The 25,154-nt window shown below is 31.6% G+C and carries 27 protein-coding genes and 1 pseudogene; 14 read left to right on the top strand and 14 right to left on the bottom strand.

Annotation, left to right across the window (positions count from 1 at the left end; all coding sequences use genetic code 11):
• Positions 1-98: 98 nt before the first annotated feature.
• The 3 genes from SOI86_RS06795 to SOI86_RS06785 are packed head-to-tail and all read left to right on the top strand — an operon-like array spanning position 99 to position 4,234.
• Entirely contained in the window at positions 99-1,874 is a 1,776-nt protein-coding gene (locus SOI86_RS06795) for a diflavin flavoprotein (RefSeq protein ID WP_320681080.1), read from the top strand.
• A 15-nt stretch (positions 1,875-1,889) separates the two neighbouring features.
• The gene (locus tag SOI86_RS06790) at positions 1,890-3,692 is read left to right on the top strand and encodes a diflavin flavoprotein (protein WP_320681079.1); all 1,803 of its coding nucleotides are present in this window, start codon (positions 1,890-1,892) and stop codon (positions 3,690-3,692) included.
• A gap of 17 nt (positions 3,693-3,709) precedes the next feature.
• Positions 3,710-4,234 (top strand): NAD(P)H-dependent oxidoreductase, encoded by a 525-nt coding sequence (locus SOI86_RS06785; protein ID WP_320681078.1) that lies wholly within the window; start codon positions 3,710-3,712, stop codon positions 4,232-4,234.
• Between the two features lie 23 nt (positions 4,235-4,257).
• Here SOI86_RS06785 and mrdA read toward each other — a convergent pair whose 3' ends face one another.
• From mrdA to cbiD, 6 genes are all read right to left on the bottom strand, one after another.
• On the bottom strand, positions 4,258-6,048 hold the full coding sequence (gene mrdA, locus SOI86_RS06780; RefSeq protein WP_320681077.1) for a penicillin-binding protein 2: 1,791 nt from the start codon (positions 6,046-6,048) through the stop codon (positions 4,258-4,260).
• Positions 6,049-6,059: 11 nt separating this feature from the next.
• Positions 6,060-6,203, bottom strand: coding sequence for a hypothetical protein (locus SOI86_RS06775; RefSeq protein ID WP_320681076.1), 144 nt, complete (start codon positions 6,201-6,203; stop codon positions 6,060-6,062).
• Positions 6,204-6,312: 109 nt separating this feature from the next.
• On the bottom strand, positions 6,313-6,921 hold the full coding sequence (locus SOI86_RS06770) for a hypothetical protein (protein WP_320681075.1): 609 nt from the start codon (positions 6,919-6,921) through the stop codon (positions 6,313-6,315).
• Between the two features lie 81 nt (positions 6,922-7,002).
• On the bottom strand, positions 7,003-7,716 hold the full coding sequence (locus SOI86_RS06765; RefSeq protein WP_320681074.1) for a PD-(D/E)XK nuclease family protein: 714 nt from the start codon (positions 7,714-7,716) through the stop codon (positions 7,003-7,005).
• Positions 7,717-7,787: 71 nt separating this feature from the next.
• A complete protein-coding gene (gene guaA, locus SOI86_RS06760) occupies positions 7,788-9,374 on the bottom strand; it encodes a glutamine-hydrolyzing GMP synthase (protein ID WP_320681073.1) in 1,587 nt (528 codons plus the stop codon).
• Positions 9,375-9,422: 48 nt separating this feature from the next.
• Positions 9,423-10,541 (bottom strand): cobalt-precorrin-5B (C(1))-methyltransferase CbiD, encoded by a 1,119-nt coding sequence (cbiD, locus tag SOI86_RS06755; protein ID WP_320681072.1) that lies wholly within the window; start codon positions 10,539-10,541, stop codon positions 9,423-9,425.
• Between the two features lie 87 nt (positions 10,542-10,628).
• Between cbiD and SOI86_RS06750 the strand changes: the two genes are divergently transcribed.
• A complete protein-coding gene (locus tag SOI86_RS06750) occupies positions 10,629-11,765 on the top strand; it encodes an alanine--glyoxylate aminotransferase family protein (protein ID WP_320682510.1) in 1,137 nt (378 codons plus the stop codon).
• A gap of 1 nt (position 11,766) precedes the next feature.
• Here SOI86_RS06750 and SOI86_RS06745 read toward each other — a convergent pair whose 3' ends face one another.
• A complete protein-coding gene (locus tag SOI86_RS06745; RefSeq protein WP_320681071.1) occupies positions 11,767-11,964 on the bottom strand; it encodes a hypothetical protein in 198 nt (65 codons plus the stop codon).
• Positions 11,965-12,097: 133 nt separating this feature from the next.
• Between SOI86_RS06745 and SOI86_RS06740 the strand changes: the two genes are divergently transcribed.
• From SOI86_RS06740 to SOI86_RS06730, 3 genes are all read left to right on the top strand, one after another.
• Positions 12,098-12,610, top strand: a complete 513-nt coding sequence (locus tag SOI86_RS06740) for an AbrB family transcriptional regulator (RefSeq protein ID WP_320681070.1) — start codon at positions 12,098-12,100, stop codon at positions 12,608-12,610.
• A 56-nt stretch (positions 12,611-12,666) separates the two neighbouring features.
• The gene (locus tag SOI86_RS06735; protein WP_320681069.1) at positions 12,667-13,116 is read left to right on the top strand and encodes a DUF6554 family protein; all 450 of its coding nucleotides are present in this window, start codon (positions 12,667-12,669) and stop codon (positions 13,114-13,116) included.
• 158 nt (positions 13,117-13,274) lie between these two features.
• Positions 13,275-13,676, top strand: a complete 402-nt coding sequence (locus SOI86_RS06730) for an HNH endonuclease signature motif containing protein (protein ID WP_320681068.1) — start codon at positions 13,275-13,277, stop codon at positions 13,674-13,676.
• On the opposite strand, the gene SOI86_RS06725 is transcribed toward SOI86_RS06730, so the two are convergent.
• On the bottom strand, positions 13,677-13,904 hold the full coding sequence (locus tag SOI86_RS06725) for a transcription factor TFIID (RefSeq protein WP_320681067.1): 228 nt from the start codon (positions 13,902-13,904) through the stop codon (positions 13,677-13,679).
• Positions 13,905-13,939: 35 nt separating this feature from the next.
• On the opposite strand from SOI86_RS06725, the gene SOI86_RS06720 reads away from it, so the two are divergent.
• The gene (locus SOI86_RS06720; protein ID WP_320681066.1) at positions 13,940-14,818 is read left to right on the top strand and encodes an NAD-dependent epimerase/dehydratase family protein; all 879 of its coding nucleotides are present in this window, start codon (positions 13,940-13,942) and stop codon (positions 14,816-14,818) included.
• A gap of 18 nt (positions 14,819-14,836) precedes the next feature.
• A pseudogene (gene pdxA / locus SOI86_RS06715) lies at positions 14,837-15,872 on the top strand (4-hydroxythreonine-4-phosphate dehydrogenase PdxA).
• Here pdxA and accB read toward each other — a convergent pair.
• Positions 15,849-16,355: an acetyl-CoA carboxylase biotin carboxyl carrier protein gene (gene accB / locus SOI86_RS06710; RefSeq protein ID WP_320681065.1), complete on the bottom strand. Its 507-nt coding sequence runs from the start codon at positions 16,353-16,355 to the stop codon at positions 15,849-15,851. The pseudogene pdxA and the gene accB sit on opposite strands and share 24 nt — an antisense overlap.
• A complete protein-coding gene (gene efp, locus SOI86_RS06705; protein WP_320682509.1) occupies positions 16,355-16,915 on the bottom strand; it encodes an elongation factor P in 561 nt (186 codons plus the stop codon). The genes accB and efp overlap by 1 nt, the downstream gene beginning before the upstream one ends.
• 43 nt (positions 16,916-16,958) lie before the next feature.
• Between efp and SOI86_RS06700 the strand changes: the two genes are divergently transcribed.
• Together SOI86_RS06700 and SOI86_RS06695 are read left to right on the top strand one after the other, a co-directional pair.
• A complete protein-coding gene (locus SOI86_RS06700) occupies positions 16,959-18,050 on the top strand; it encodes a peptidylprolyl isomerase (protein WP_320681064.1) in 1,092 nt (363 codons plus the stop codon).
• Positions 18,043-19,029: a thiamine-phosphate kinase gene (locus SOI86_RS06695; RefSeq protein ID WP_320681063.1), complete on the top strand. Its 987-nt coding sequence runs from the start codon at positions 18,043-18,045 to the stop codon at positions 19,027-19,029. Before SOI86_RS06700 ends, SOI86_RS06695 begins: the two co-directional genes overlap by 8 nt.
• On the opposite strand, the gene gap is transcribed toward SOI86_RS06695, so the two are convergent.
• Complete coding sequence (gene gap / locus SOI86_RS06690; RefSeq protein WP_320681062.1) at positions 19,030-20,052, bottom strand: type I glyceraldehyde-3-phosphate dehydrogenase; 1,023 nt, start codon at positions 20,050-20,052, stop codon at positions 19,030-19,032. It abuts the gene before it with no gap.
• Between the two features lie 193 nt (positions 20,053-20,245).
• Between gap and murC the strand changes: the two genes are divergently transcribed.
• The 3 genes from murC to SOI86_RS06675 are packed head-to-tail and all read left to right on the top strand — an operon-like array spanning position 20,246 to position 22,923.
• A complete protein-coding gene (gene murC, locus SOI86_RS06685) occupies positions 20,246-21,658 on the top strand; it encodes a UDP-N-acetylmuramate--L-alanine ligase (protein ID WP_320681061.1) in 1,413 nt (470 codons plus the stop codon).
• A gap of 3 nt (positions 21,659-21,661) precedes the next feature.
• Positions 21,662-22,555 (top strand): UDP-N-acetylmuramate dehydrogenase, encoded by an 894-nt coding sequence (murB, locus tag SOI86_RS06680; RefSeq protein WP_320681060.1) that lies wholly within the window; start codon positions 21,662-21,664, stop codon positions 22,553-22,555.
• A gap of 17 nt (positions 22,556-22,572) precedes the next feature.
• Positions 22,573-22,923, top strand: coding sequence for a YbaB/EbfC family nucleoid-associated protein (locus SOI86_RS06675; RefSeq protein ID WP_320681059.1), 351 nt, complete (start codon positions 22,573-22,575; stop codon positions 22,921-22,923).
• Here SOI86_RS06675 and rsgA read toward each other — a convergent pair.
• Genes rsgA through dnaJ form a run of 3 tightly spaced genes read right to left on the bottom strand, consistent with a single transcriptional unit; the run spans position 22,889 to position 25,150 of the window.
• Positions 22,889-23,806: a ribosome small subunit-dependent GTPase A gene (gene rsgA, locus SOI86_RS06670; protein WP_320681058.1), complete on the bottom strand. Its 918-nt coding sequence runs from the start codon at positions 23,804-23,806 to the stop codon at positions 22,889-22,891. The two genes, SOI86_RS06675 and rsgA, sit on opposite strands and share 35 nt — an antisense overlap.
• A complete protein-coding gene (locus tag SOI86_RS06665; protein WP_320681057.1) occupies positions 23,796-24,026 on the bottom strand; it encodes a sulfurtransferase TusA family protein in 231 nt (76 codons plus the stop codon). The genes rsgA and SOI86_RS06665 overlap by 11 nt, the downstream gene beginning before the upstream one ends.
• On the bottom strand, positions 24,026-25,150 hold the full coding sequence (dnaJ, locus tag SOI86_RS06660; RefSeq protein ID WP_320681056.1) for a molecular chaperone DnaJ: 1,125 nt from the start codon (positions 25,148-25,150) through the stop codon (positions 24,026-24,028). The genes SOI86_RS06665 and dnaJ overlap by 1 nt, the downstream gene beginning before the upstream one ends.
• Positions 25,151-25,154: the final 4 nt, after the last annotated feature.

Raw genomic sequence — 25,154 nt, 5'->3', positions numbered from 1 at the left:
AAAATTAAAGAAAAGCGTAATTTCGGTTATTTGGCAAAAATAATCACGCGGATTTATATTCTACATAACTAAAGTTATTGTATAACGCGATTTGTCCTATGCTAGCCTCTGCCCAGACAAGTAATTCTAAATTGGCACAAATAAATAACAAGTTGACAGTTCAATCTCAAAACTTCGCTGATGATTCATGTGCCATAAGATCTTTGGACTGGGATCGTAGTAGATTTGATATTGAATTTGGATTAAGAAATGGAACTACTTACAATAGTTTTATAATTAGAGGAGAAAAACTAGCAATTATTGATACTAGTCACGCAAAGTTCGAAGAATTATGGTTTAAGGAATTACTGAAAAATGTAAATCCACAAGAAGTGAATTATCTAATTACAAGCCATACAGAACCTGATCATTCTGGCTTAATAGGTAATCTTTTAGAATTAAACCAAAACATCACAGTAGTAGGATCAAAATTAGCCCTTAAATTTATTGAAGACCAAATACATATTCCTTTTAAGCGTCTAGAGGTTAAGAGTGGAGAGTTTTTAAATCTCGGAACTAATCCTAATAGCGGTTTAGAACATAATATTGAATTTATAAGCGCACCAAATTTACATTGGCCAGATACAATTTTTTCATATGACCACAGCACTCATGTCCTCTACACATGCGATGCATTTGGACTCCATTATTGTTCTGATGAATTTTATGACACCGATCAAAAAGAAATATATGATGATTTCCGTTTTTATTACGATTGCCTAATGGGTCCAAACGCTAGAAGCGTTTTGCAAGCAATTAAAAGAATAGATAAGCTGCCTGAATTAAAAACAATAGCCGTAGGACATGGCCCTTTGCTTCATAATCAAGTCAATTTTTGGAAAGGAAAATATCTAGAATGGAGTAGTAATAAAAGTAAGGGAAACGAATTTGTAGCAGTATGCTATATAAGCGATTATGGGTACTGTGATCGACTAAGCCAAGCTATTTCCCATGGCATAAGTAAAGCAGATGCTCAAGTCCAATTAATTGATTTAAGATCTTCTGATCCGCAGGAATTAACAGGTTTAATTTCTGAATCAAAAGCGGTAGTTATTCCCACATGGCCAGTTGATGCGGACAATGAATTAAAAGAATCTCTTGGCACTTTGTTTGCAGCTTTAAAGCCTAAACAATTTACGGCTATTTATGATGCATTCGGAGGAAATGATGAGCCAATAGATTCTTTAGCAAGCAAGTTAAGAGAACTAAGCCAGAAAGAAGCCTTTTCGCCTTTAAGAGTTAAAAATATTCCAGATCCAATTATTTATCAACAATTCGAAGAGGCTGGAACTGACTTGGGTCAATTAATCAACAAAAAGAAAAATATTGCATCAATGAAGAGCCTTGATTCAAATTTAGATAAAGCGTTAGGTAGGTTAAGTGGAGGATTATATGTAGTTACAGCTAGTCAAGGAGAAGGGTCGACATTTAGACAAAGTGCAATGGTCGCAAGTTGGGTTAGTCAAGCAAGTTTTTCTCCACCAGGTATTACAGTAGCAGTAGCAAAAGATAGAGCTATTGAATCGTATATGCAAGTTGGAAAAGGTTTTGTTGTGAACATTTTGCGAGAAGATAACTATCAAAAAATGTTTAGACATTTTTTAAAGAGATTTGCTCCTGGAGCAGATAGATTTGCTGAGGTAGATGTAAATAGCAACATTGCAAAAGGAGGACCAGTTATATCAGATTCACTTGCTTTTTTAGATTGTAAAGTATGTTCCAGACTCGAGACTCCAGATCATTGGATAATTTACGGAATTGTAGAAAATGGTAATGTCTCTGACTTATCATGCAAAACAGCAGTGCATCATAGAAAAGTTGCTAATCACTATTAGAAATAAATTTTCAAAATGGCAGGAATTAATACAAGTTTACTTTCAAAAAATCAAAACTTTTCAAAATTTGAAATTACTGAAAATTTTACTTGTATCAGATTTCTTGATCAAAATAAAGAAAGATTTGAACTTGAGTTCAACCTCGAAAAAGGAACCTCTTTTAATACTTTTTTAATTAGAAATAATACAGAACTTATTATTATTCACCCACCTGAAAAACAACATTTAAATTCATTTAATGAGATAATATCTGAGTTATTTAATCAATTTCAATTAAATAAAATTAACGTCATTTCTGGACATATCAATCCTCAAATCATAGAAACTATTAAAAAAATTAGTACACAATTTGAAAACTTAACGATTACTTGTTCAAATCCTGGCTTTAAACTGATTTCCGAACTTTGGAATCAAAGAAATCCGAACTTGGAAAACTTTATTGAAATTCAATTACCCGAAATAAACATAATCAAAAAGGAAATGCATTTAGAGTTGAATAATATTTCACTAGAGTTAATTCCTATTCCAACAGCACGTTGGCCTGGAGGTCTAATAATTTATGAACGTAATCAAGAAATACTTCTAAGTGAAAAAATTTTTTCTGCTCATATTGCATCTGAATATTGGTCTGAGACAAATCGAGTTAGTACAGAAATTGATAGGAAACACTTTTATGATTGCCTTATGGCACCAATGTCTAGTCAAGTGGCATCAATAACTGAAAAAATTACAGATTACGATATTAAAATTATTGCACCATTACATGGTCCGGCTATTGAATATAGCTTAAAAAGCTTTTTAAATGACTACATTAGATGGGGTGAAAATCTCTCAACAAATAATCTTAAAATTGCTTTGATTTATGCAAGTGCATATGGAAATACAGCCTCAATAGGTGATGCATTGGCTAAAGGAATAAATAGAACTTCAGTAGAAGTGGAAAGTATTAATTGTGAATTAACATCTAATGATGTACTTATAAAATCTATCAAAAATGCAGATGGATATTTAATCGGATCCCCCACACTAGGAGGTCACGCTCCAACTCCAATAGTTAGTGCACTAGGAACATTATTATCAGAAGGTAATAGAGAAAAACCAGTGGGAATTTTTGGTAGTTTTGGCTGGAGCGGCGAAGCAATAGATTTACTTGAAACGAAATTAAAAGACGGTGGTTTTAAGTTTAGTTTTGACCCTATAAGAATTAAATTCAGTCCAAATAAACCAAAGATTAAAGAGCTTGAAGAAATAGGAACTCACTTTGGAAGAAAAATCATAAAAAAAGCAAAGAAAAAATCCAGAAAATCAGATACTGGAATGATTACAAGTAAAACAGATCCAAAATTGCAGGCTCTTGGAAGAGTAATTGGCTCGCTATGTGTTCTAACCGCCTCTAAAGGCAAAGATGAGAATAATCTCAAAGGAGCTATGCTTGCATCTTGGGTTAGTCAAGCAAGTTTTTCTCCACCTGGATTAAGTATCGCAGTAGCAAAAGATAGATCGGTAGAGTCTCTTCTGCAAATAGGGGATTCATTTGCATTAAATATTCTAAGTGAAAAAGATTTTAAAGAACCTTTGAAAAGATTTACAAAACCTTTTGCACCAGGAGAAGATAGATTTGAAGGTTTAGATATTGAATTGACTCCTAATGAACAAATAATCATTCCTGAATCTTTAGCATGGTTAGACGCTTCTGTAAAAGAGAGAATGGAATGTGGGGATCATTGGGTAATATACGCTGAAGTATTACACGGTAATATACTAAAATCCGATAGTCTGACAGCGGTTCATCACCGTAAAACTGGTGCTAACTATTAAATTTATTTATCTAATTTATGACTAAATCAAAAGATCTTATAATCATTACTGCTAGTTGCGGGAAAAATCTAGAACTTTCTGAAAAATTCCTCGAAAAAAGTAATGAACTTAAAATAAGTTCTGAGATATTAGATCTTACGACTCTTGATATTCCATTATTTAATCCAAGAATTCACAGCAAAGAAAATGTCCCAGTTGAAATAGAAGAATTAAAAAAAAAGCTTTTCGCAATAGAAAAGTGGGTAATTTGTGCTCCAGAATATAATGGATCTATACCTCCTATTCTCTCAAACTTCATAGCTTGGTTATCTATTTCAGGAGATGACTTTAGGAATTTATTTAATGGTCAACCAATAGCAATTGCAACATTCTCTGGTGGGATAGGGTTAGAGTTACTCACTTCATTACGCATTCAATTAGTGCATTTAGGAAGTCAGGTATTAGGGAGACAACTTTTGTCCTCATATAGTAAACCGATAGATACCAAAACCATTGAAGATATTATTCAAAGACTTTTTCAAATGAAAAAAATAAAAACATAAAATTTATAATTAAAAAATTATTATCAATTATTTTTATTCCAAACTTTTAAAATTTCTTTCGCCATAGGGAGTGCATGAACTGACCCACCACCTGGTGTATTTTGGGCAAAAGCAACCACTAGTAATTCACTTTTCTCTGATGGAGTAAAGCATACAAACCAAGCATGGTCTAAACCAGTCTTCCAATCTTCAGCGGTTCCAGTTTTACCAGAGACTGGGGGCAAATTAGTGACTCCAATATTAATCTGTACACCTGTTCCAGATTCAACAACTTTTCGTAAACCACTTTTTAATAACTGGATGTGCTTAGGATCAATATCAAGCCTGATTCTAGATTTATCAGAAAAAGATTCTCTATATTTTTTAGTTAAATGAGGAGTTACTAAATAACCTCCATTAGCAATAACAGCATACGCTCTTGCTATTTGTATTGGGGTTACTTGAACAACCATTTGTCCAATAGACATACTAGCAATATCTTCCGGCAACCAAGGAGTTCTTCCCGGCTCTCCCCAGCCTCTACCTTCCTTTGCCCACTGACTACTGGCAACCAAGCCTATATTTTCTTGTTCAGAAATTTCAATTCCAGATAGAGAATTAAAACCAAGCTTTTTAGAGACTTCATGAATTTCATCAACTCCAACACCATATCCGACTTGGTAAAAAAATGTATTACTTGAAACTCTTAAAGCATCTTCATAACCTATCACCCCAAAGCCTAAATCATTATGCTCCCTAAAACATTGACTCCCATAAGTGATACATGGTTTCGTATCTAACATAGTATCACTGGGAAATTTCCCACTTTCTAAGCCAGCTAAAGCGGTTACAATTTTCCAAACACTTCCTGGATCATAAGCATTTAATGCTCTATTAAAAAGAGGTTTTTCAGGAGAATTAAATATCTTATTGTATTCTTTTTCCGGCTTAAAATCCTTCGAAAAAAAATTCAAATCAAAAGTAGGTCTACTAGCCATCGCTCTTATTGCACCATCTCTTGGATCCATAACTATTATTGCTCCAGCTTTTTTGTCTTTGAGAACTTCCTCAGCAACTAATTGTAAATTCATGTCAATTGTCAATTCAATATCATTACCCTGTATTGATGGTTTTACACCTAATGATCTTTGAAACTTACCTAAAGAATTGACTTCAACCATTTCGCCACCCCATTCACCTCTTATCAAATCTTCGTAAACATATTCAATTCCAGTTCTCCCTATTAAATCATTTAATTTATACCCCTTTTTAGATAAAAATTTATATTCTGATTCAGTGATTGGCTGAGTATAACCAATTACATGCGCAGCAACAGATTGATAAGGATAATTTCTAATTAATTTCGTCGCTACTTCAAAACTAAATAAATTATCTTCATTTTCCTTAAATTTTATTAATTGATCTCCATTTAAATCATCAAGAATAGTTACTGAAAGTTTTTGATTCCTGAGACCAGTCAAATATTTTCTTTGAATTAAATTACTATCAAGATTTAACAACTCGGAAATAATTAATTTATGTGTTTCCCAATTGCTTTTATTAACAGATTGAGGCTTTATTATTAACGAGTATTGAACCCTACTATCTGCTAAAACATAACCATTTTTATCCAGTATTCTTCCGCGTATTGGCTGCGAAGCAATAAGTCTGATCCTATTCTCGTCTGACATTTTTTTATAAGATTCATAATTTAAAAGTTGTAAAAAAATTAACCTAAATAAAATCAATAAAAATGAAATAGAAGAAAAAATAAGTAAGACTAGAGGTTGTCTCTTTAAGGAAAAAAGTTTTTTATTAGGACCTGTTTTTATCAAAAATATAAAATTTATTTAAATATTTTTTTTTCTAGTAAAGCAATGGTTGATTTTATCTCTTTAAGTCTAGTAATTAAATCTTTATAATCACTATCTTCATTGTTCAGATTAACCTCATCATTTTCAATATTATTTGAATTCAAATTTTCACTCATGAAACTAATACTTTATTTAAGCAAATACCCAATTAATATAATCTTAAATAAGAAATTTATTTTTTCAAAATTATATTAACTTTGATACTTAAAAAATATCAAAAACAAATTAATTTAATTGATCTATATTTTGTTCAAAATAAGGATTACAACTATTCTTGGATATCCCTAAAGACCATCCAATAAATGAAGAAATAAATATCGTAACTATTAACGGCAAAATGGCTTGTTGAGTATTTACAAGACTAAACCATTCTCTCCAGCTACGAAAAAATCTTTCTCTTTGAAATTTTCTTTTTTCTTTTTCTAATAATCTCGCTTTTTTGGCAAAAGATTTTGTTACCCACTTTTCGAAAGGAATCTTTTTTATAATCGCCATTTTTCTCTCTACTTCTAATAATTGTCCGGAACTAAGATAAGGATGAAATGTACTTATCAATTCAAGAGTTTTTAAAAACATCTCAACAGTTGCATCTTTTATGAGCTTTTGCTCATGACATAAATCAGACCACTCTATTTCTGGATAAAAACGGTTCCTGTTTGGTGAAATTTGATCATCTGACATTTGACCAGGTTCTCTAAGCCATCTATTAGTATTTTCGTCAAATCTCCGCCAATATAAAAAAGGATTAATAAAAATTGTTTTACCAGATACTTTAACTACATCTTGTTGAAGATGATTAGTTATCTTTCTTTCAGAATTTTTTGACTTTATCAAAATTTTAAATTAATAATCTAATTAAAGATTATCTTTAATTCACTATTTTTCCAGAAATATAAAAAAATTATCCCATGAATATTAAGTTATTGATAACTGCCAACGCTTCTTTAAATAATTACAGTATTCGCAATCTAAGGAAGGTTTTGGAAAAACATCCGAACGTAATAAATTAACCGTATCAATTATCTTGTTTTCTACCCATGAAGTAGAGCAATCTAACTTAATTAGATGTACGTCAAAATTTAATTGGTTATTAAATAACTCTTCATTTTTCTTTCCATTGAAATATAAAAGATAAGCTTCTTTAGCTACTTGAAAACCGTTTTTTTTAAATAGCCACTGATACATTTCTAATTGTCTCTTATAAGCTTTTGCATATTCGTATTTATTAAAAGTCTCAGACCAATCAAAATTATTTCTAGATGTGGCTTTTACATCAACGATAATAAGATCACCATTTTTTTTCTGCCAAATATCATCCACAGCTCCACCAAAATCATAGTTATGTTCAATTGACTTATATCTTATTCCTTGAAAATTACTTCTCCAGCGTTCTAAATCTTTGTGTTGAAAAGGGACAGCATCAACACTATATTCAATAAATAAAGGATGTGGCTTCTGAATTTTTCTGTAATAATCAAATTCATTTTTACACAAATTATCTACAGCGATATTTAGAGTGAATGGTAATGATGGTGGTTTTATCTTATATTTTTTGTCAAGTACACAACATCTTGGACAACTAAGATATTTCTCAACAGTAGATCTACTTAATTTAATAATCTCGTTCATTAGGATAAATATCTCATTTAAAAATATTTCTTACATAAAAAAGTAATAAATTTATTAGAAAATTTTTTAACTTACTCCCACTCAATGGTTCCAGGAGGTTTGCTTGTTATATCATAAACAACTCTATTAACTGAATCTACTTCGTTTACGATTCTATTTGCAATCCTCTCCAGAATCTTAAAAGAAATTTTTGACCAATCCGCTGTCATACCATCCTCACTTGATACGCAACGTAAAACTATTGGCCATGCATAAGTCCTTTTATCTCCCATCACTCCCACAGTTTTAACAGGTAGCAATACTGCAAAAGCTTGCCAAATATCATTATAAAGACCTGCTTTTTTAATTTCATCTCTTACTATCCAGTCTGCATCTCTTAAACAATCAAGTTTTTCATTATTTACCTCTCCCAAAATTCTTATAGCTAATCCAGGGCCTGGAAATGGATGCCTTTTTATAATTTCATCTGGCAAACCTAAAGCAGCGCCCACTTTTCGGACTTCATCCTTAAAAAGTTTTCTTAATGGCTCAACTAATTTAAATTGTAAATCTTTTGGCAATCCGCCCACGTTATGATGACTCTTTATTTTTACAGCTATTCTTTCACCAGTTTTAGGATCAATATTAGTGCCAGCACTTTCAATAACATCAGGATAAAGAGTACCTTGGGCTAAATACTGAAAAGGTCCCAATCGATTGCTTTCTTCCTCAAATACTCTAATAAATTCTTCACCTATAATTTTTCTTTTTTGTTCTGGATCAGTAATGCCTCTTAATTTGGCAATAAACCTTTCCCTTGCATTAATGTATTCAACTTTTATGTGAAATTTCTTATCGAAAAAATTCATTAAAAATTCTGGTTCACCTTTTCTCATGAAACCTTGGTCTATAAACATGCATGTAAGCTGATTTCCTATAGCTTTATTGAGAAGAAAAGCAAGAGTTGAGGAATCAACTCCTCCTGATAAGGCAAGCAAAACTTTTTTATTGCCAACTTGCTCTCTTATCCTGGGAATAGTTTCCTCTATATAAGTTTCGGTTGTCCAATCAGCCGCACAACAAGAAATTTTATAAACAAAGTTTTTAATTACCCTCATCCCAAACTCTGAATGAATAACTTCAGGATGAAATTGTACGCCAAATAATTTCTTTACATCATTTGAAATTGCTGCATGGAGCGTGTTCTCGGTATGTGCAATTTTGTTAAATCCATCAGGTAAACAATTAATAGAATCGCCATGACTCATCCACATAATAGATTTATCTTCTACATCAGAAAGGAGGTCAGATTCTTGGTCTAAATTTATTGGTGCTCTACCATATTCAGCTCTTTTAGTTGCTGAAATAACAGATCCTCCGAGTTCTTTGACCATTAATTGCATTCCATAGCATATGCCAAGAATAGGAATTCCTAAATTAAAAATTTTTTCATCACACTTAGGTGAATTTTGTTCATAAACAGAATTTGGGCCTCCACTCAAAATAATCCCTTTAGGGTTAATATTTTTAATTTCCTCAATTGAAATGTAATTACTTACTACAAGAGAAAAAACATTAGTTTCTCTAATTCTTCTTGCAATCAATTCAGAATATTGAGATCCGAAATCTAAAATTAATATTGAAGGATCTCGTTCTTTTTTTAAAGATGTTTGACTCATGTATAAAAGTTAGCTCAATTTATTTACAAAAGCATAATGAATAACAAATTAATCGCATTGAAAATGAGAAATATAATTATTACCGTAAATTCCAGCCCACCTTATTTTCCTTTTTCTATCAAAAATGATTGATGCGATTTCCATATCAGTTTTTACATACCTATTTACATAAGCAAAAGAACGCTTTTCAATGGTATTTGATAAATTATTGAATAATTTATCAGCTAAATATTTATTAAATCTTTCAAGAATTAGTAGTGCATCCTCAATATTATTTAATTTAGATAATTCAACTATTATTTCGGATGGTACCTTTTCTTGAACAGCTAAGAAAACAAGAATCTCGATTCTTGCATCAGCCAAATGATTATGTGTATGAAAAATACCGCCTGCTAATTTAATTAGTTTTCCATGATAACCAAAAAGAATTACAGTTTTAACTTTTTTTATTGCAGCATCAACTAATAATGGTCCTATCCAATTTCCAATTTTGATAATTGGCAAATTAACATTATAAGTTTTTGCCAAATTTAACCCATTTTCACCAATAACAAAAACAACTTTCCCTTTAAAATCATTTTGAATTAACTTTGCCAACTTAATTTTAGCCTCTTCTAATTGATCAGGCGAAGCACTCGAATAAGTCTCAGCAGAAGTACCAATAATAGATAATCCATCAACAATACCAAATGACTTATTACTAGTTCTTTCAGCTAAAAACACCCCATTTGGGAAAATAATTTCTAAATTCAAATTAAAGCCTTCAGGAATTCTATCTAATAAATTTTCATATAAAACTTCTTTTGCAAAATCAGAAATGCATATCTCTGATGTATCCTTTTTTATACCTACACCAGAACCTGCAATAATATTTATTGGAATTGTTTGAAGAGGATTATTAAAAGAAATTTTTTCTAAAGAAGCTATTGTCCATATTTCTAAGTTTTGTGTAATATCAAGATCTAAGCCAGACTTTGCATAAGAAATTCCTAATGCATGCGAGTTGTCTTTAAGTAAACCGACAGAATGAATCTCTATTTTTATTTCTTTTCTTTCATTAGGAATTTTTATTAGTTCATATTTCTCAAATGGTAATCCTACTAGTTTTTTTAATGCTGACCTAGCAGCTCCAGCAACCCACAAAGGTAAAGAAAATCCTTTTTTCAAATCAAGTAATTGAAAAGTATATAATGAGAACTAATCTAAGAATGACCTATTTAACACAAAGTGGCCATACAACAAAAATTATCATTGATGATTCCTGGACCCACACCAGTTCCAGAAAAAGTTTTACAAGCATTAAGTAAGCATCCAATAGGCCATCGCAGTCAAGAATTCCAAGATCTCGTAGAAAGTACTACTAAAAATTTACAGTGGCTTCATCAAACTCAAAATGATGTTCTAACAATTACTGGTAGTGGGACTGCCGCAATGGAGGCTGGAATAATAAATACCTTAAGTAAAGGAGATAAAGTTATTTGTGGAGAAAATGGAAAATTTGGAGAAAGATGGGTAAAAGTTGCTAAAGAATTTGGTCTAGAAGTAATAAAAATTGATTCCGAATGGGGCACTCCACTTGATCCAGAAGAATTCAAAAAGGTTTTAGAGGAAGATAAACAAAAAGAAATAAAGGCGGTTATCTTAACTCATTCTGAAACCTCAACAGGTGTCATTAATGATCTAGAAACTATAAGTTCATATATTCGCGAACACAAAACAGCTTTATCAATTATTGACTGCGTCACAAGTCTTGGAGCTTGCAATGTACCTGTAGATGAATGGCATTTAGATATCGTAGCTTCTGGATCACAAAAAGGATACATGATACCCCCCGGTCTTAGTTTTATAGCAATGAGCAAAAAAGCATGGGAAGCTTCAGAAAAATCTAATTTACCAAAATTTTATTTAAATTTAAAATCCTATAAAAAAAGTCTTTTAAGCAACAGTAATCCATATACTCCAGCAGTTAATTTGGTTTTTGCTTTAGATGAAGCGTTAAAAATGATGCGAGAAGAAGGCTTAGACAACATTTTTCACAGGCATAATAAACATAAATTAGCTATTAGCAATGCTATAAAGGCTTTAAATCTAAAATTATTTGCAGATGAACAATATTTAAGCCCTTCGATTACTGCAATCAAAACCGAAGAAATGGATGCTGAAGAATTTAGAAAGACAATAAAAAATAGGTTTGATATCCTACTTGCTGGTGGTCAAGATCACTTAAAGGGGAAAATCTTTAGAATCGGCCACTTAGGGTATGTAAATGATAGAGACATCATTACAATAATTTCTGCTATGAGTAAAGCACTTCTTGATCTAGAAAAAATAACTGCTAAAGAAGCTGGCGAAGCATTAGTAGTGGCATCTCAATATCTTGATGCAGATTGAGTTAAGTGCCTGGCTCTTCAATATTTCCGCCTAATTCAACAATTTTTTTTCTTAGAATTGATGATTTTTTTTCATCTCCCTTAGTTTGAGCTATCGCTAGAGCAAACTCTAATTTTTCAAGTTGATGACCACCCTCAAAAAAAGATAATTTTTTCTTTATGCGGCTTCTATTAGATTTATATGAAATTTGAGAAGACATAAAATTCATGCTTTACATAACATTATGCCAACAAAATGGGACATATACGAGAAAAAAACAAAAATATAATTTGACTATAAACTCAAGCAAAAAGAATTTTTTCTAATATTATGTCCAAACATCTCTCAAAATTATGCCTAACATAAATCTAATCTATTACCTAATTGCAGGTGGAATCTTTGGAGCATTAGCTCTAAAAACAGGTATACCTGCGGCTCCTCTTGCAGGCGCTTTAATAGGTGCAAGCATAATTAGCATCACTGGCAAAGTCGATGTAGCAGAGTGGCCAATAGGCACAAGAACAATATTAGAAATTGGAATTGGAACCGTTATTGGTACATCGTTAACTAAAGACTCATTAGTTGATCTTCAAAGCTTATGGAGGCCTGCGATTTTAATAACTTTTACTTTAGTTTTAACAGGATTAGCAATTGGATTGTGGACAAGCAGATTACTTAATATAGATGTGATAACAACCATTCTAGGTGCCGCACCAGGAGGTATTAGCGGTATGAGTCTTGTAGGGTCTGAATATGGGGTAGGAGCTGCAGTCGCGACTCTCCATGCAGTAAGGTTGATTACTGTGTTACTAATTCTTCCATTAGTTGTCAAATGCTTGAACTTATTTGGAGTTATAAAATCTTAAATATCTATAGACATATTTCCAATAAAAGATATTTTGATATGGGAGGCAAAAATTAAATGCAAAGATTTAAAAAAAAATTAATTTTTTTCACCCTAGGAATAATAGTCCCTTTATCGCTTCAAACATCCAAAGTTAATGCAGGATCATTTGGAGCAGAAATTTTCTGTACCATGCGAGATGGAGGAAATGATCATGAAAGTAGCTGGGATGCAGCTTATACATATATAAAAAAACAAAAAGGAGGGTTTTTTAAAGTCTCACCTAAACAAGCCGCAGCACAAATTACTGAATCAGTTATAAGAGATAGAGAAACCTTCAGCTATTGTGTTGAATACCTAGATAAACTGCACCCCAATAGACAACAAATAAGAGATTTAGAAAAGGAAAAAGAAAGAAAAGAAAAAGAAGCTGAAGAAAAAGAAAAGAAAAGAAAAAGGTTAGAAAAAGAACTAGAAGAAACTAATGAAAATTTTTCAGAAGAGACAATTGAAAGATATAGCTATTAATAAAGTAGTTGGAGTTTTTTAATTATATTTTTAAAAATTTTATTTTGTATCTATAAGCACTAAATTACATTTTTACTTGCGATTTCAGACTAAAAAAAATAAATAAATATTGACTTTTTATATATTCAAGACATTATTTATTTAAAGTAATAATCTGAATGCACATTAATGATGCGGTATTTTTAGAGGATTTATGTCCTAAGTTCAGATTTAGACAATGGCGAAAGTCAATTCATAGATTTACAGGAAAAAGTTGTATATATTGCGGAAAACCATCTGAATCAATTGACCATGTTTTACCACGTAGCCAAGGGGGCTTGAGTACAACAGAAAATTGTGTCCCTGCGTGCCTTTCTTGTAATGGGGATAAATCAGATGAAAATGCTTTGTATTGGTATAGAAGACAAAAATTTTATGATCCTAGAAGAGCAATGGCTATAAGAGCCTGGTTAGAAGGAGATTTAAGATTAGCTATAAGATTATTGCAATGGGCTAATCCTAATTTTAAGGTAAGTAATAAGAATTACGAAACAGATGAACCAAATTATAACGCAGCTTGACTACCAAACATTACATATTTTTCTAGAATTATAGCTCTCGCATATATTTTCCAATTCTCTTGGCGATTCTGGGAATATTAAAAATGTAGACAATGAAATAATTACAACAAATAATTTTTGATAGAATTTAATATTGACTAAAGCTATTTCTTTTTCTCTCAGAAGATTAGAACTTTTGCTGGTGTACAAAGTTTTTGATTTTAAATCAGGTTTAATAGCTGTCTTCATCATTTAATAATACATATGTACTACATTAATGCCATATGAAGAATATCGCAAGTTTACTAGGAAATAAAACTAAATTTTTAATCTTAGGATGCGGGTTTAGCGGTAGTTTTTTTGCAGATACCATAAGAAAATTTGGTTGTACTGCCTTAACAAGTTCTAGATCTGAGAACAACGATCCAAATAGTTTTGTTTTTAATAGTGCAACCAACGTTATTCCTGATGAAAAAATTTTTGATGGAGTCACGCATATTCTTAGTTGCATACCTCCCGACCAAAATGGTAAAGATCCAGTATTGGGAAGTCTGCAAAGTAAACTACAAAGTTTATCCCTTGAATGGGTTGGATATTTATCTACTACAGGAGTGTATGGAAATACTGCAGGTGATTGGGTTTCTGAGATAGACCAACCTAATCCTTCTCAAAAAAGAAGTCTTAATAGATTAAATTGCGAAAAAGAATGGATTGAATCTGGTTTACCCGTACAAATTTTTAGATTACCCGGTATTTATGGTCCTGGAAGATCCACTTTTGAAGCAATCAGAAATCAAAAAATTCGTATTATATCTAAAAAAGATCAAGTATTTTCAAGAATTCATGTTGCTGATATTACAAATGCGATTATTTATATATTACAAAATAAAGATTCCTTAAAATTTCACCAAATAATTAATATTGCAGATGATGAACCCTGTTCTCAAATTGAAGTTATTCAATTTTGTTACGATCTGCTTGGTTTAAAAATGCCAAAGCCAATATTATTTAAAGAAGCAAAAAAGCAATTATCACCAATAGCTCAATCTTTTTGGATGGAAAATAGAAGAGTTTCTAATAAACTATTATGCGAAACAATTGGATATAAGCTAATTTATAAAAACTATAAATTAGGCTTAAAAAACTGCTTTTTCAATAGTTAAAAAAATTATAAACTTTTAATGAATATTAAAAATACTCATAATAGATTTAAAATTGTATTGAGCGTCGGAGATGAATCTGGTGTAGGTCCTGAAATAATTTTAAAAGCACTTTGTTCTAATGAGATACCAGAAAATATTGACTTTATATTAGTTGGTTCAAAAAAAAATCTACAAAATACATATACACATTTAAGGACTCTAGGATTGGGAAATCTAGCAAATCCTAATAATTTACAAATTTATGATCTGGAAATTTCTCAATCTGATAATGAATCTAAATCAAGTTATGGTAATTCAAGCTTCTATTACTTAAAAAAAGCAATTGAAATTGTAAAACAATATCCTAAGTCAGCACTTGTAACTGGCCCAATTTGCAAGAAATCATGGTCACTAGCAGGGCATTACTTCTCCGGGCAGACTGAAGTTTTAGCTAAATCGTGTGGAGTAAAAAATGTTGGAATGTTATTCACAGCTAAATCACCAATTACAGGTTGGAGATTCAATACCTTACTTGCTACGACGCACATAGCGCTTTGTGAGGTACCAAAGAGGCTTAATACAAAATTAATCCACTCTAAATTAGATCTTTTCAAAGAATTTTGTATGGCATATAATGAAAAACCTATTTTAAAAGTTGCAGGATTAAACCCTCATGCTGGCGAAGAAGGTATTTTGGGTAATGAAGAACAAGATTGGCTTATTGATGCATTGATTACTTGGAATGAGAAGAATAAAGATATTAAATTATTAGGCCCTATATCACCAGATAGTTGCTGGAATTCTTCCGCAAAAGCTTGGAGAAACAAAGATTCTGACAAACATGATGGGATTCTTGCTATGTATCATGATCAAGGTTTAATTCCAATGAAGGTAATAGCTCTTAATTACTCGGTAAATACAACAATAGGTTTACCTTTTATCAGAACATCTCCAGATCATGGAACGGGATTTGATATTGCTGGCAAAGGAATAGCTCAATCTCAAAGCATGCTTGAGGCTATAAAGGCTGCCATAGAAATGACTAAAAAATTCAAGACTGCTTAACACGCATTAAAACTTGACCAAACTCAACTGGTGTTCCATTTTCAACGAGAATCTCTATTATTTCAGCGTTAAATTCGGATTCAATTTCATTCATTAACTTCATGGCCTCTAAAATACAAATAGTTTGACCGACCTTAACATTGCTTCCTACCTCAACAAATGGCTCCTCTCCGGGGGCTGCGGCCCTATAAAAGGTACCAACCATAGGTGAAGTAATTTCAGTAAGGTCTGCACTCCCAGGAGGGGCCACCTGTGGCGTCTCAGGTTCATTAATTATTGAGACATTTTCATTTACGGCTTTTTGATTAGCATTTATTTGCCTTTCAAATAAATTATTAGAAACTAAATTATTAGTAAATTGGTTCTGATCAAATAAATTCCGTTTGATTTCGAGTTTAAAGTCTTCTCCCTCTAGAGAGAATTCTTGAATATCGCTTGTTGAGATTTTTTCAATTAAGCGATTTAAGTCTTCGTGATCTAATTTCATAGTCATTAATTTTCACGTCCAAGATAACTATCATTACGAGTATCAACTTTAATCATTTCCCCCTCAGAAATAAATAAAGGAACCATAACTTGAGCACCTGTTTCTAGAATAGCTGGTTTTGTGCCCCCACTAGCAGTATCTCCTTTAACACCGGGATCAGTTTGTGTAACTTTTAAAGTAATAGATATAGGAAGTTCCACTTCTAAAACTTTACCATTATGGAAAATCACATTAACCTCCATTCCTTCTTTCAAATACTTTGCGCCTTTACCGATTTGTTCAACGGAAAGTCTTGTTTCTTCAAAACTTGTCATATCCATAAAAACATAATCTCCAGACTCCACATAAGTATGTTGCAGGTTAGACTTCTCAAGGATAGCCTGCTGTACTGATTCTCCGGCTCGAAAAGTTTTTTCAACAACGTTGCCGCTTTGAACTGATTTTAATTTTGTTCGCACGAAAGCAGAACCCTTACCAGGCTTGACATGTAGAAATTCTACAACACGCCAAACCTGTCCATCCAATTCAATGGTGGTACCTGTGCGAAAATCGTTACTGGAAATCATTCCTGTATTACATCCCCAAGGATCATAAACCTGCAAGAGTGCTATGCAAAAATTCTTATCAAATCAGAACAAACTTTTCTTAACTCTTTCAATCATAATTTTACAGTTTTTTCTGTTTAAACCAATTCAAGTTTTAGCTGATTTACCTACTGGCAATGCGGTGAAAGACCCTAACGTAATCCTCAGAAACGCTCTCCCCATAAAGCAAGTTGAGCTACAAGAAATTCAACACAAATTGGAGGAAACAAGTGACCTTGTAAGGGGAGGAAGATGGCCCGCTCTTACGAAAACTGTTACAAAATGTCAATCTTTACTAAAAAAATACCAAAATCGAATTATTCAACAAATACCAAATAACAAACAAAAAATTGCTGAAAAAACATTTTTAGAGCTCAAAGAAAATTTTGATAGCCTTCAAGAACATACTCAATCGAAAGATAAGTACTCATTTGTAGCTACCCGAAAAGAGGCTTTAGATAAAATAGGTGGATTAGAAGAATATTTTCTGCCAAATCAATTTCCTTACTCTATTCCAGAAGAATTTAATGATCTACCCAGACTACTTGGCAGAGCAACAGTAAATATAAAGACTTCTAAAGGAGACATGAAAGCTATTATAGATGGATATAACGCTCCCCTTACAGCAGGAGCATTTATAGATTTATCTTCAAAAAAATTCTATAAAGATTTACCGATTAACAGAGCAGAAGAATTTTTTGTTCTTCAAACAGGTGATCCAATTGGCGAAGAAATTGGTTATGTAGATCCTGACACAAATAAAGAACGTCACGTTCCTCTCGAAATAAGAATTCCTGATGAAAAAGATACTTTTTATAATCAAACTTTTGAAGATTTAGGTCTTTATACAGAAACACCAACATTACCTTTCGCAACCCTTGGAACTCTGGGGTGGTCGCACTCAAATACTGCAGTTGATGATGGCTCATCACAATTTTTCTTCTTTTTATACGAAGCTGAACTCAATCCAGCAGGTCGCAATTTAATTGATGGAAGGAATGCAGCCTTTGGCTATGTTGTAGATGGTTTTGATGTATTAGAAGAACTAAACAAAGATGACATAATTGAGTCCATTGATGTTTTAGAAGGGATTGAAAACCTCAAATTAAATGCGTAAAGAATTATTAGAAGATTTAGGCGAAAAAGAATTAATAAATAGGCTTGGGAAATTTATGCCTAAAAATCAAGTTTTAGATGATTGTGCTTTAATCAGCACTAAAAATAATAACTTGCTTGTAAATAATGATTCACTAGTAGAAAATGTTCATTTCAATGACATTACTATTAGCGCTCGAGACCTTGGATGGAAAGCTGTTGTCAGTAACATATCTGACTTATTATCCAGTGGTAGCAAGAAAAATATAGGTATTACAATAAGTCTTATTCTACCTGCTAAAACTGAGTGGGTTTGGGTTGAAGAGTTGTATAAAGGAATAAATAAAGCTTTAAAAAAATATGGTGGGATAATTCTTGGAGGAGATTGCTCAATAGGGAATGAAAGAATTATCTCAATTACAGCCATAGGTATGCAAGGTGAACTTGAATTAAGAAGAACCGCATGTAAAGCAGGTGAGATTATCTTAACTACCGGAATTCATGGTCTTAGCAGACTAGGATTCATGATAAAAAGTAAAATTAATTTTGATAATGATATTTGTCTAAATGAGAGATTAATAAACAGGTCAATTGAACATTTTTGTAGACCAAAAGTTAACACAAATTTTCTAAAAAATCTGCTTAAAAGTCGCTCCAATAAAAAATTAACAACAATAGGATGTACCGATAGTAGTGATGGTCTTTTTCAAGCTATACAAGATCTAACAATTGCCAGCAACTGTAAAGCAATTATTGATTACGAGAAAATACCAAAAGATAAAGATTGGCCTCAAGGAGATAAATGGGATGAATATTATTTTTTTGGAGGTGAAGATTATGAATTAATTTTCTCATTGCCGGAAGAATGGGCAAAGAAGATGACAAAACTAGATAAAAATATTAACGAGATTGGATTTTTTACAAAAGGTGAACCTTCAATAGAATTTAAAGATCATAAGAAAAATAAATTATTGAAAAATACACCTTTTAAACACTTTTGATTATTCCCAATTTTTAGCAACAATCTCTGCTAAATCTACAACCCTCTGGCTATAACCCCACTCATTGTCATACCATGCAAGAACTTTTACAAGATTATCACCAATACACATAGTAAGATCACTATCTACAATTGATGATTCATTAGTACCTGCATAATCACTTGAAACTAATGGTTCATCACCATACTTAATAATTCCCTTCATTGAATTTAAAGAAGCTTCTTTAAGAACATTATTGACATCCTCACTTGTGACAGCTTTCGAAGATTCAAAAACCAAATCAACTGCCGAAACATTAGGCGTAGGCACTCTCATTGCAATACCAGTTAGTTTCCCTTTCATTTCTGGGTAAACCAAAGCGACTGCTTTTGCAGCACCTGTTGAAGTAGGAACAATATTTGTTGCTGCTGCTCTAGCTCTCCTTAAGTCTCTATGACTATTATCTAAAATCCTTTGATCACCAGTATAACTATGAATTGTAGTCATCAAACCTTTATTAATACCAAAAGTTTGATCTAAAACTTTAACTACCGGAGCTAAACAGTTAGTAGTACAACTTGCATTACTCAAAATATCATAATCTTTATGTTTATAAGTATCAGCATTAACTCCAACTACATAGGTACCAACACCAGCACCTTTACCAGGGGCAGTAAGAATAACTTTCTTAGCTCCTACTTCTAAATGTTTACTTGCAGCAACATCTGTATTAAAAACACCAGTTGACTCGATGACCAAATCAACTCCCCAATCTTTCCATGGAAGATTCATTATATTTCTATCAGAAAAACACTTTATTGTTTTGTTATTTATTACAAAAGTGTCATCAGTATATTGAATATCAACTCCATCGAGCTGACCTAATACTGAATCATATTTAAGTAAGTGGGCGTTGGTTTTAGGATCGGAAGTCACGTTAATTCCAACAACCTCAATATTGGTGTAAGCACCTCTACTAAGCCAACAACGCATAAAGTTTCGACCAATTCTGCCAAATCCATTAATAGCAACACGCAAAGTCATAACTGAAAATTTCTAAATGATTAACCTAAGTTGCTGATCATACTGAATTTTTTGCAATAACGTAAGTATTTTTTGATTTATTAAGCAAATAAGTATTTTTTGTATTAATTCAGTACAAAAAATTATCTTTTTTTTAAGAAAAAATAGCAAATTTTTTCCAAGAAGCTATTTTGATTTAAGGAAAATATGAAAATTGAATAAAGAATTTATACTAAAAGATCATTTCCACTTTATAGGGATTGGAGGCATTGGAATGTCAGCTCTTGCAATGGCTTTACTCAAGAAAGGCTATTCCGTATCAGGGTCTGATTTAGTTAAAAACAACGAAACTAAAAAATTAGAGGATTTAGGAGCAGTTATTTTTAGTTCTCAACTTCAACAAAATATTGAATTTATCAATTCGAAATTTAAGACCAAATTGATTAATTTTGTTGTAAGCTCAGCAATCAAGCCAGAAAATGCAGAACTATCATACTGCAGGGAAAAAAATTTAACCTTAAAACATCGTTCAGAGATCCTTGCAATTTTAATGCAGTCTTACACTTCATTAGCCGTAGCAGGGAGCCATGGAAAAACATCAACAAGTACATTTCTTTCGACACTTCTTGATTTATGTACGCATAATTCTTCTTCAATAACTGGCGGCATAATCCCTATTTACAACTCTAATTGCCATCTAGAAAATACAAAATTCTTAGTAGCGGAAATTGATGAATCTGATGGGACAATAAGCAAATATAAATCTGATCTTGGAATAATTAATAATATTGATTTTGATCATTGCGATCATTTTTCTGATTTAAATGAAGTTTTATCTTCTTTTAAAAATTTCGCTTCAAATTCTAAAAAATTATTACTTAATTTTGATTGTGAAATAACAAGAAATAATTTTTATTCTAAAAATATGTGGTCAAACACTAATCCACGGAACGTATCTTATGCCATAATCCCGACTGTGATTAATAAAAGTCATACGATTGGGGAATATTATGAAAATGGAGCTTTTATTAGTAGTTTAAATATCCCAATTCCTGGATTACACAATTTATCGAATATCACTGCATCAATAGCAGCTTCAAGAATGATGGGTATAGATTTTATAGAAATTAAAAAAAATATTAAATTTCTAAAACTACCCAAAAAAAGATTTGAATTCAGAGGCCAAATAGATGAAAGAAATTTATATGATGATTATGCACATCACCCAAACGAAATAAAAGCAACTATTAAATTAGGAAGATTATTTATTAAAGAAAATATTAATAATGAAGCTCAACAAAGTAGATTGATAGCCATATTCCAACCTCACAGATATTCTAGAGTTAAGCATTTTGCTAAAGAATTTGCTGAAGAATTATCAAAAGCAGATGTTATTTATGTTACTAATATTTATGGAGCAGGAGAAAAAAACGAAGATAAAATTAATTCAAAAATTATCACTGACCTTATTTATAAACAAAATAAAAATGTTAGTTACATAAATAATTATCATCAAATTGCAAAGAATTTTTACAAATTAACTCAAAAAGGTGATTTAATTTTAAATATGGGAGCCGGTGATTGTCATAATTTTTGGTCAAATTTAATTACAAAAAACTTTGATTAATTTATGAATAAAAAAATTCTTTCTGAGAACTTCAATCTAAGTCGATATACAACTATAAAAGTTGGTGGGATCGCCGAATATTTTGCCGAACCAAAAAGTATTTACGAATTGTCTAATTTAATAAAGTGGTCAAATTTAAACAATCATAGATGCCAAATAATTGGCGCTGGTTCAAATCTTTTAATAAATAATATTTTCATAAAAGGTTTAGTTATATGTACAAAAAAAATGCAGTCTTTAAGAATAGATCCATATTCAGGAGTTGTTAATGCAGAAGCAGGAGTAATGCTCCCAACATTATCTAATTCTCTCGCTAAAAATAAATTACAAGGGGGAGAATGGGCTGTCGGAATCCCAGGAACTTTGGGAGGAGCACTTTATATGAATGCTGGTACAGGGAATTTATCACTAGAAAAAAATCTTATTTCTGTGAAAGTTATTAATAATAAAACTCTTGAAAAACTTGAAATTAAAAAAAAAGATATCAATTTTGATTATAGATTTAGCTCTTTTCAAGGTAATAATCTGGCAATTCTCAGTGCAAAACTACATTTTAAACCAAATGGAAATCTCAAAAAATTACTCGAAACAACAAGAAATAACCTTAAATTAAAAACAGAAACACAGCCATATAATTTGCCAAGTTTTGGTAGTGTTTTTAAAAATCCTAAAGATAATTATGCAGCAAAATTAATAGATGATATGGGTTTAAAGGGATTGAAAATTGGCGGTGCAGAAATTTCTAAAATGCACGCAAACTTTATAATTAATAATTCTTCAGCAAGTTCAAAAGATATTTTTGAATTAATAACTTTAATTCAACAAAAAGTACTACAAAACAAAGGAATTTATCTGCAACCGGAAGTAAGAATGATTGGTTTTGACTATCCTAATTAAAGAAACTTTTTTACAAAATGGCTGGTTTTGGACTTCCTAACTTTGGACAACTTACAGAAGCTTTTAAAAAAGCTAAACAAATTCAGCAAGATGCCCAAAAATTACAAGATGAACTTGAAAATATGGAGATTGAAGGTAAAAGTGATGATGAAATGGTAAAAGTATGGATAAGTGGCAACCAACTTCCTTTAAAGGTTGAAGTCCAAGAAAATATTTTCAACTCAGATAAAGAAAAAATAGAGCAAAACATATTACAAGCCATTCAAAAAGCTCATGAATTATCTACTACAACCATGAAAGAAAGAATGAATGATTTGACTGGCGGATTAAATCTCAATCTTCCTGGTTTTGAGAATAGTGATTCTTAGAAGACTCCATCATTTCTTTATAAAAAGAATATCTTTCAAAAGATTTGTTTAAATTACACCCCTCATCATTCAAATGTAAGCAGTTACGAAATTTGCACTTAATTCCTTCATCAATTACTTGTTTATATATTTCCAAATAAAGATTTGGTAACGTTCTAATATCAACTTCTAGAGCTTGCATATTAAAGCCAGGGGTATCAACAATGTAACTTTTATTTGAAAGAGCAAATAATTCAACATTTCTAGTAGTGTTTTTCCCTCTCTTAATTTTCTTTGAAACTGGGGCAGTATTATTTTGAATGTCCGGAATTATCATATTAAGCAAAGTAGTTTTACCAACACCTGATGGACCCATAAATATCGAACACTTTTTTTGCTTTAACTCAGCTAAAAAATTTTTAAAGTAATCAGATTTCTGTAAATTTAAAGTAATTGCTTGGTAACCCCATTTCCCAAATTTATCAAGTAAAAAAGATTTTTTTTTATCTGTAATTAAATCACACTTTGTTAAAACTAAAGATACTTCAACTCCAATAGATTCTGCTGATATCAAAAACCTATTAACTTGAGATAAATTTAATTCTGGCTCTTCGACAGAACAAATAACGTATATGTTAGAAATATTTGCAACTGATGGTCTAGCTAATAAATTTTTTCTTTTTTTTAGACTTGTTATTATTGCGCGTTTGCTTTTTAAATCAATATTGTCAATTACTACTTTGTCTCCAACATAAATTAGTTGATCTTTGAAATTTATAGACTTCCTAACCTTACATAAAAATCTCTCACTATTTCCAAAGTTTTCTTTATTTTCTAAGTCAACTAAAAAAAAATCATTAAATTTTTTCGTAACTAAACCTAAATGTTTACTATTAGTTTTCATTCAATATTTTTATTTTTATAAATTTTTCATTTTCTTTGATTTGTTTAAACAAACATCCCATCTCTTTTAAATTGTTTAATACCATTTCTTCTGGTTCACCCTTATCTAGTTCAACTATAAGTTTTTCATTTTTGGATAACTTTTCTAAAGCCAATTTAATTTTGACGACATTTAAAGGACATGGAACCGATTTAAGATCCAAATACTTTAATGAAGTCATTAGGATTCTTTACCAAATAATTTACTAAAAAGTCCAGTACTGGAATTAATATTTTTATCTGAATATTGAGAAGCCAAACCCTCTAAAAGCTTGCGTTCTTCGTCAGTTATTCGAGTTGGCAATTTTACCTTTACTAGAACTTCATGATTCCCTCTAGCAACTGGATTACCAAGTCTAGGTACACCTTTATTCTCAAGTGAAAGAGTTGTATTAGGTTGAGTACCAATTGGAATTTTTAAATTAACTTTTCCATCAACTGTAATAATTTCAACAGTGTCTCCTAAAATAGCCTGTAAATAACTCACCGTTATTTCTGAGTAAATAGTCACACCATCTCTTTTTAATTTTGAATCCTTCTTGACCTTGATAAAAACATAAAGATCTCCAGGCGGGCCTCCTTTCAAACCAACATTTCCTTCTCCAGAAACTCTTAATTTAGTACCAGTATCAACTCCTGCAGGGATATTAATTCGTAATTTTTTTCTGACTTGCTTTACTCCATTACCTCCGCAACTTGCACATGGATCTGAGATTATTTGACCAGTTGCATTACATGAAGGACATTCAGCTACTTGTGTGAAATTACCAAATGGAGTTCTGGTGGCTCTTCTAACTTGTCCACTTCCTCCACAAGTTGGGCAAGTTTTTGGTCCTGTTCCTGGTTTGGCACCTGTTCCCCTACAGACTTCACATGTCTCAAGATGAGGAATTGTAATTTCTTTTTGTTGACCAAATATTGCATCTTTAAAATCAACATTAAGATCATATCTTAAATCATCTCCTTGTTGAGGACCTCTTCTTTGAGTTCTTCCGCCCTGTGGAGTTTGTCCGCCAAAGCCATTAAAAAAGGTTTCAAATAAATCTGCAAATCCTCCCATATCACCCATATCAGGCATTCCAGCTGCACCTCCAAGGCCAGCCTCTCCAAACTGATCATATCTAGCTCTAGTTTCAGGATCGGCTAATGCTTCATAAGCCTTGCCAATTTCTTTAAATTTATCTTCAGCACCAGGTTCTTTATTAACATCAGGGTGATATTGTCTTGCTAATTTTCTGTAAGCCCTTTTTAAGGTGTCCGCATCAGCATCTCTTGAAACTCCAAGTATTTGGTAAAAATCAGCCATTAGA

This window comes from Prochlorococcus sp. MIT 1314 (assembly GCF_034093315.1).
In the GTDB taxonomy this organism is placed as follows: Bacteria; Cyanobacteriota; Cyanobacteriia; order PCC-6307; family Cyanobiaceae; genus Prochlorococcus_A; species Prochlorococcus_A marinus_Y.
Note: the sequence above shows the minus strand (reverse complement) of the source record. Positions and strands in the feature narration are given on the sequence as shown.

Excerpts from the sequence above, each read along its gene's own strand:
- SOI86_RS06795 (WP_320681080.1), top strand. The coding sequence starts at position 99 with ATGCTAGCCTCTGCCCAGACAAGTAATTCTAAATTGGCACAAATAAAT.
- guaA (WP_320681073.1), bottom strand. The coding sequence starts at position 9,374 with ATGAGTCAAACATCTTTAAAAAAAGAACGAGATCCTTCAATATTAATT.
- SOI86_RS06740 (WP_320681070.1), top strand. The coding sequence starts at position 12,098 with ATGCCTAACATAAATCTAATCTATTACCTAATTGCAGGTGGAATCTTT.
- SOI86_RS06695 (WP_320681063.1), top strand. The coding sequence starts at position 18,043 with ATGCGTAAAGAATTATTAGAAGATTTAGGCGAAAAAGAATTAATAAAT.
- SOI86_RS06765 (WP_320681074.1), bottom strand. The coding sequence starts at position 7,716 with ATGAACGAGATTATTAAATTAAGTAGATCTACTGTTGAGAAATATCTT.
- SOI86_RS06735 (WP_320681069.1), top strand. The coding sequence starts at position 12,667 with ATGCAAAGATTTAAAAAAAAATTAATTTTTTTCACCCTAGGAATAATA.
- murB (WP_320681060.1), top strand. The coding sequence starts at position 21,662 with ATGAATAAAAAAATTCTTTCTGAGAACTTCAATCTAAGTCGATATACA.
- SOI86_RS06675 (WP_320681059.1), top strand. The coding sequence starts at position 22,573 with ATGGCTGGTTTTGGACTTCCTAACTTTGGACAACTTACAGAAGCTTTT.
- SOI86_RS06750 (WP_320682510.1), top strand. The coding sequence starts at position 10,629 with ATGATTCCTGGACCCACACCAGTTCCAGAAAAAGTTTTACAAGCATTA.
- SOI86_RS06700 (WP_320681064.1), top strand. The coding sequence starts at position 16,959 with ATGCAAAAATTCTTATCAAATCAGAACAAACTTTTCTTAACTCTTTCA.
- SOI86_RS06730 (WP_320681068.1), top strand. The coding sequence starts at position 13,275 with ATGCACATTAATGATGCGGTATTTTTAGAGGATTTATGTCCTAAGTTC.
- SOI86_RS06745 (WP_320681071.1), bottom strand. The coding sequence starts at position 11,964 with ATGTCTTCTCAAATTTCATATAAATCTAATAGAAGCCGCATAAAGAAA.
- SOI86_RS06665 (WP_320681057.1), bottom strand. The coding sequence starts at position 24,026 with ATGACTTCATTAAAGTATTTGGATCTTAAATCGGTTCCATGTCCTTTA.
- rsgA (WP_320681058.1), bottom strand. The coding sequence starts at position 23,806 with ATGAAAACTAATAGTAAACATTTAGGTTTAGTTACGAAAAAATTTAAT.
- gap (WP_320681062.1), bottom strand. The coding sequence starts at position 20,052 with ATGACTTTGCGTGTTGCTATTAATGGATTTGGCAGAATTGGTCGAAAC.
- SOI86_RS06785 (WP_320681078.1), top strand. The coding sequence starts at position 3,710 with ATGACTAAATCAAAAGATCTTATAATCATTACTGCTAGTTGCGGGAAA.
- SOI86_RS06725 (WP_320681067.1), bottom strand. The coding sequence starts at position 13,904 with ATGAAGACAGCTATTAAACCTGATTTAAAATCAAAAACTTTGTACACC.
- accB (WP_320681065.1), bottom strand. The coding sequence starts at position 16,355 with ATGACTATGAAATTAGATCACGAAGACTTAAATCGCTTAATTGAAAAA.
- dnaJ (WP_320681056.1), bottom strand. The coding sequence starts at position 25,150 with ATGGCTGATTTTTACCAAATACTTGGAGTTTCAAGAGATGCTGATGCG.
- SOI86_RS06775 (WP_320681076.1), bottom strand. The coding sequence starts at position 6,203 with ATGAGTGAAAATTTGAATTCAAATAATATTGAAAATGATGAGGTTAAT.
- efp (WP_320682509.1), bottom strand. The coding sequence starts at position 16,915 with ATGATTTCCAGTAACGATTTTCGCACAGGTACCACCATTGAATTGGAT.
- SOI86_RS06720 (WP_320681066.1), top strand. The coding sequence starts at position 13,940 with ATGAAGAATATCGCAAGTTTACTAGGAAATAAAACTAAATTTTTAATC.
- SOI86_RS06790 (WP_320681079.1), top strand. The coding sequence starts at position 1,890 with ATGGCAGGAATTAATACAAGTTTACTTTCAAAAAATCAAAACTTTTCA.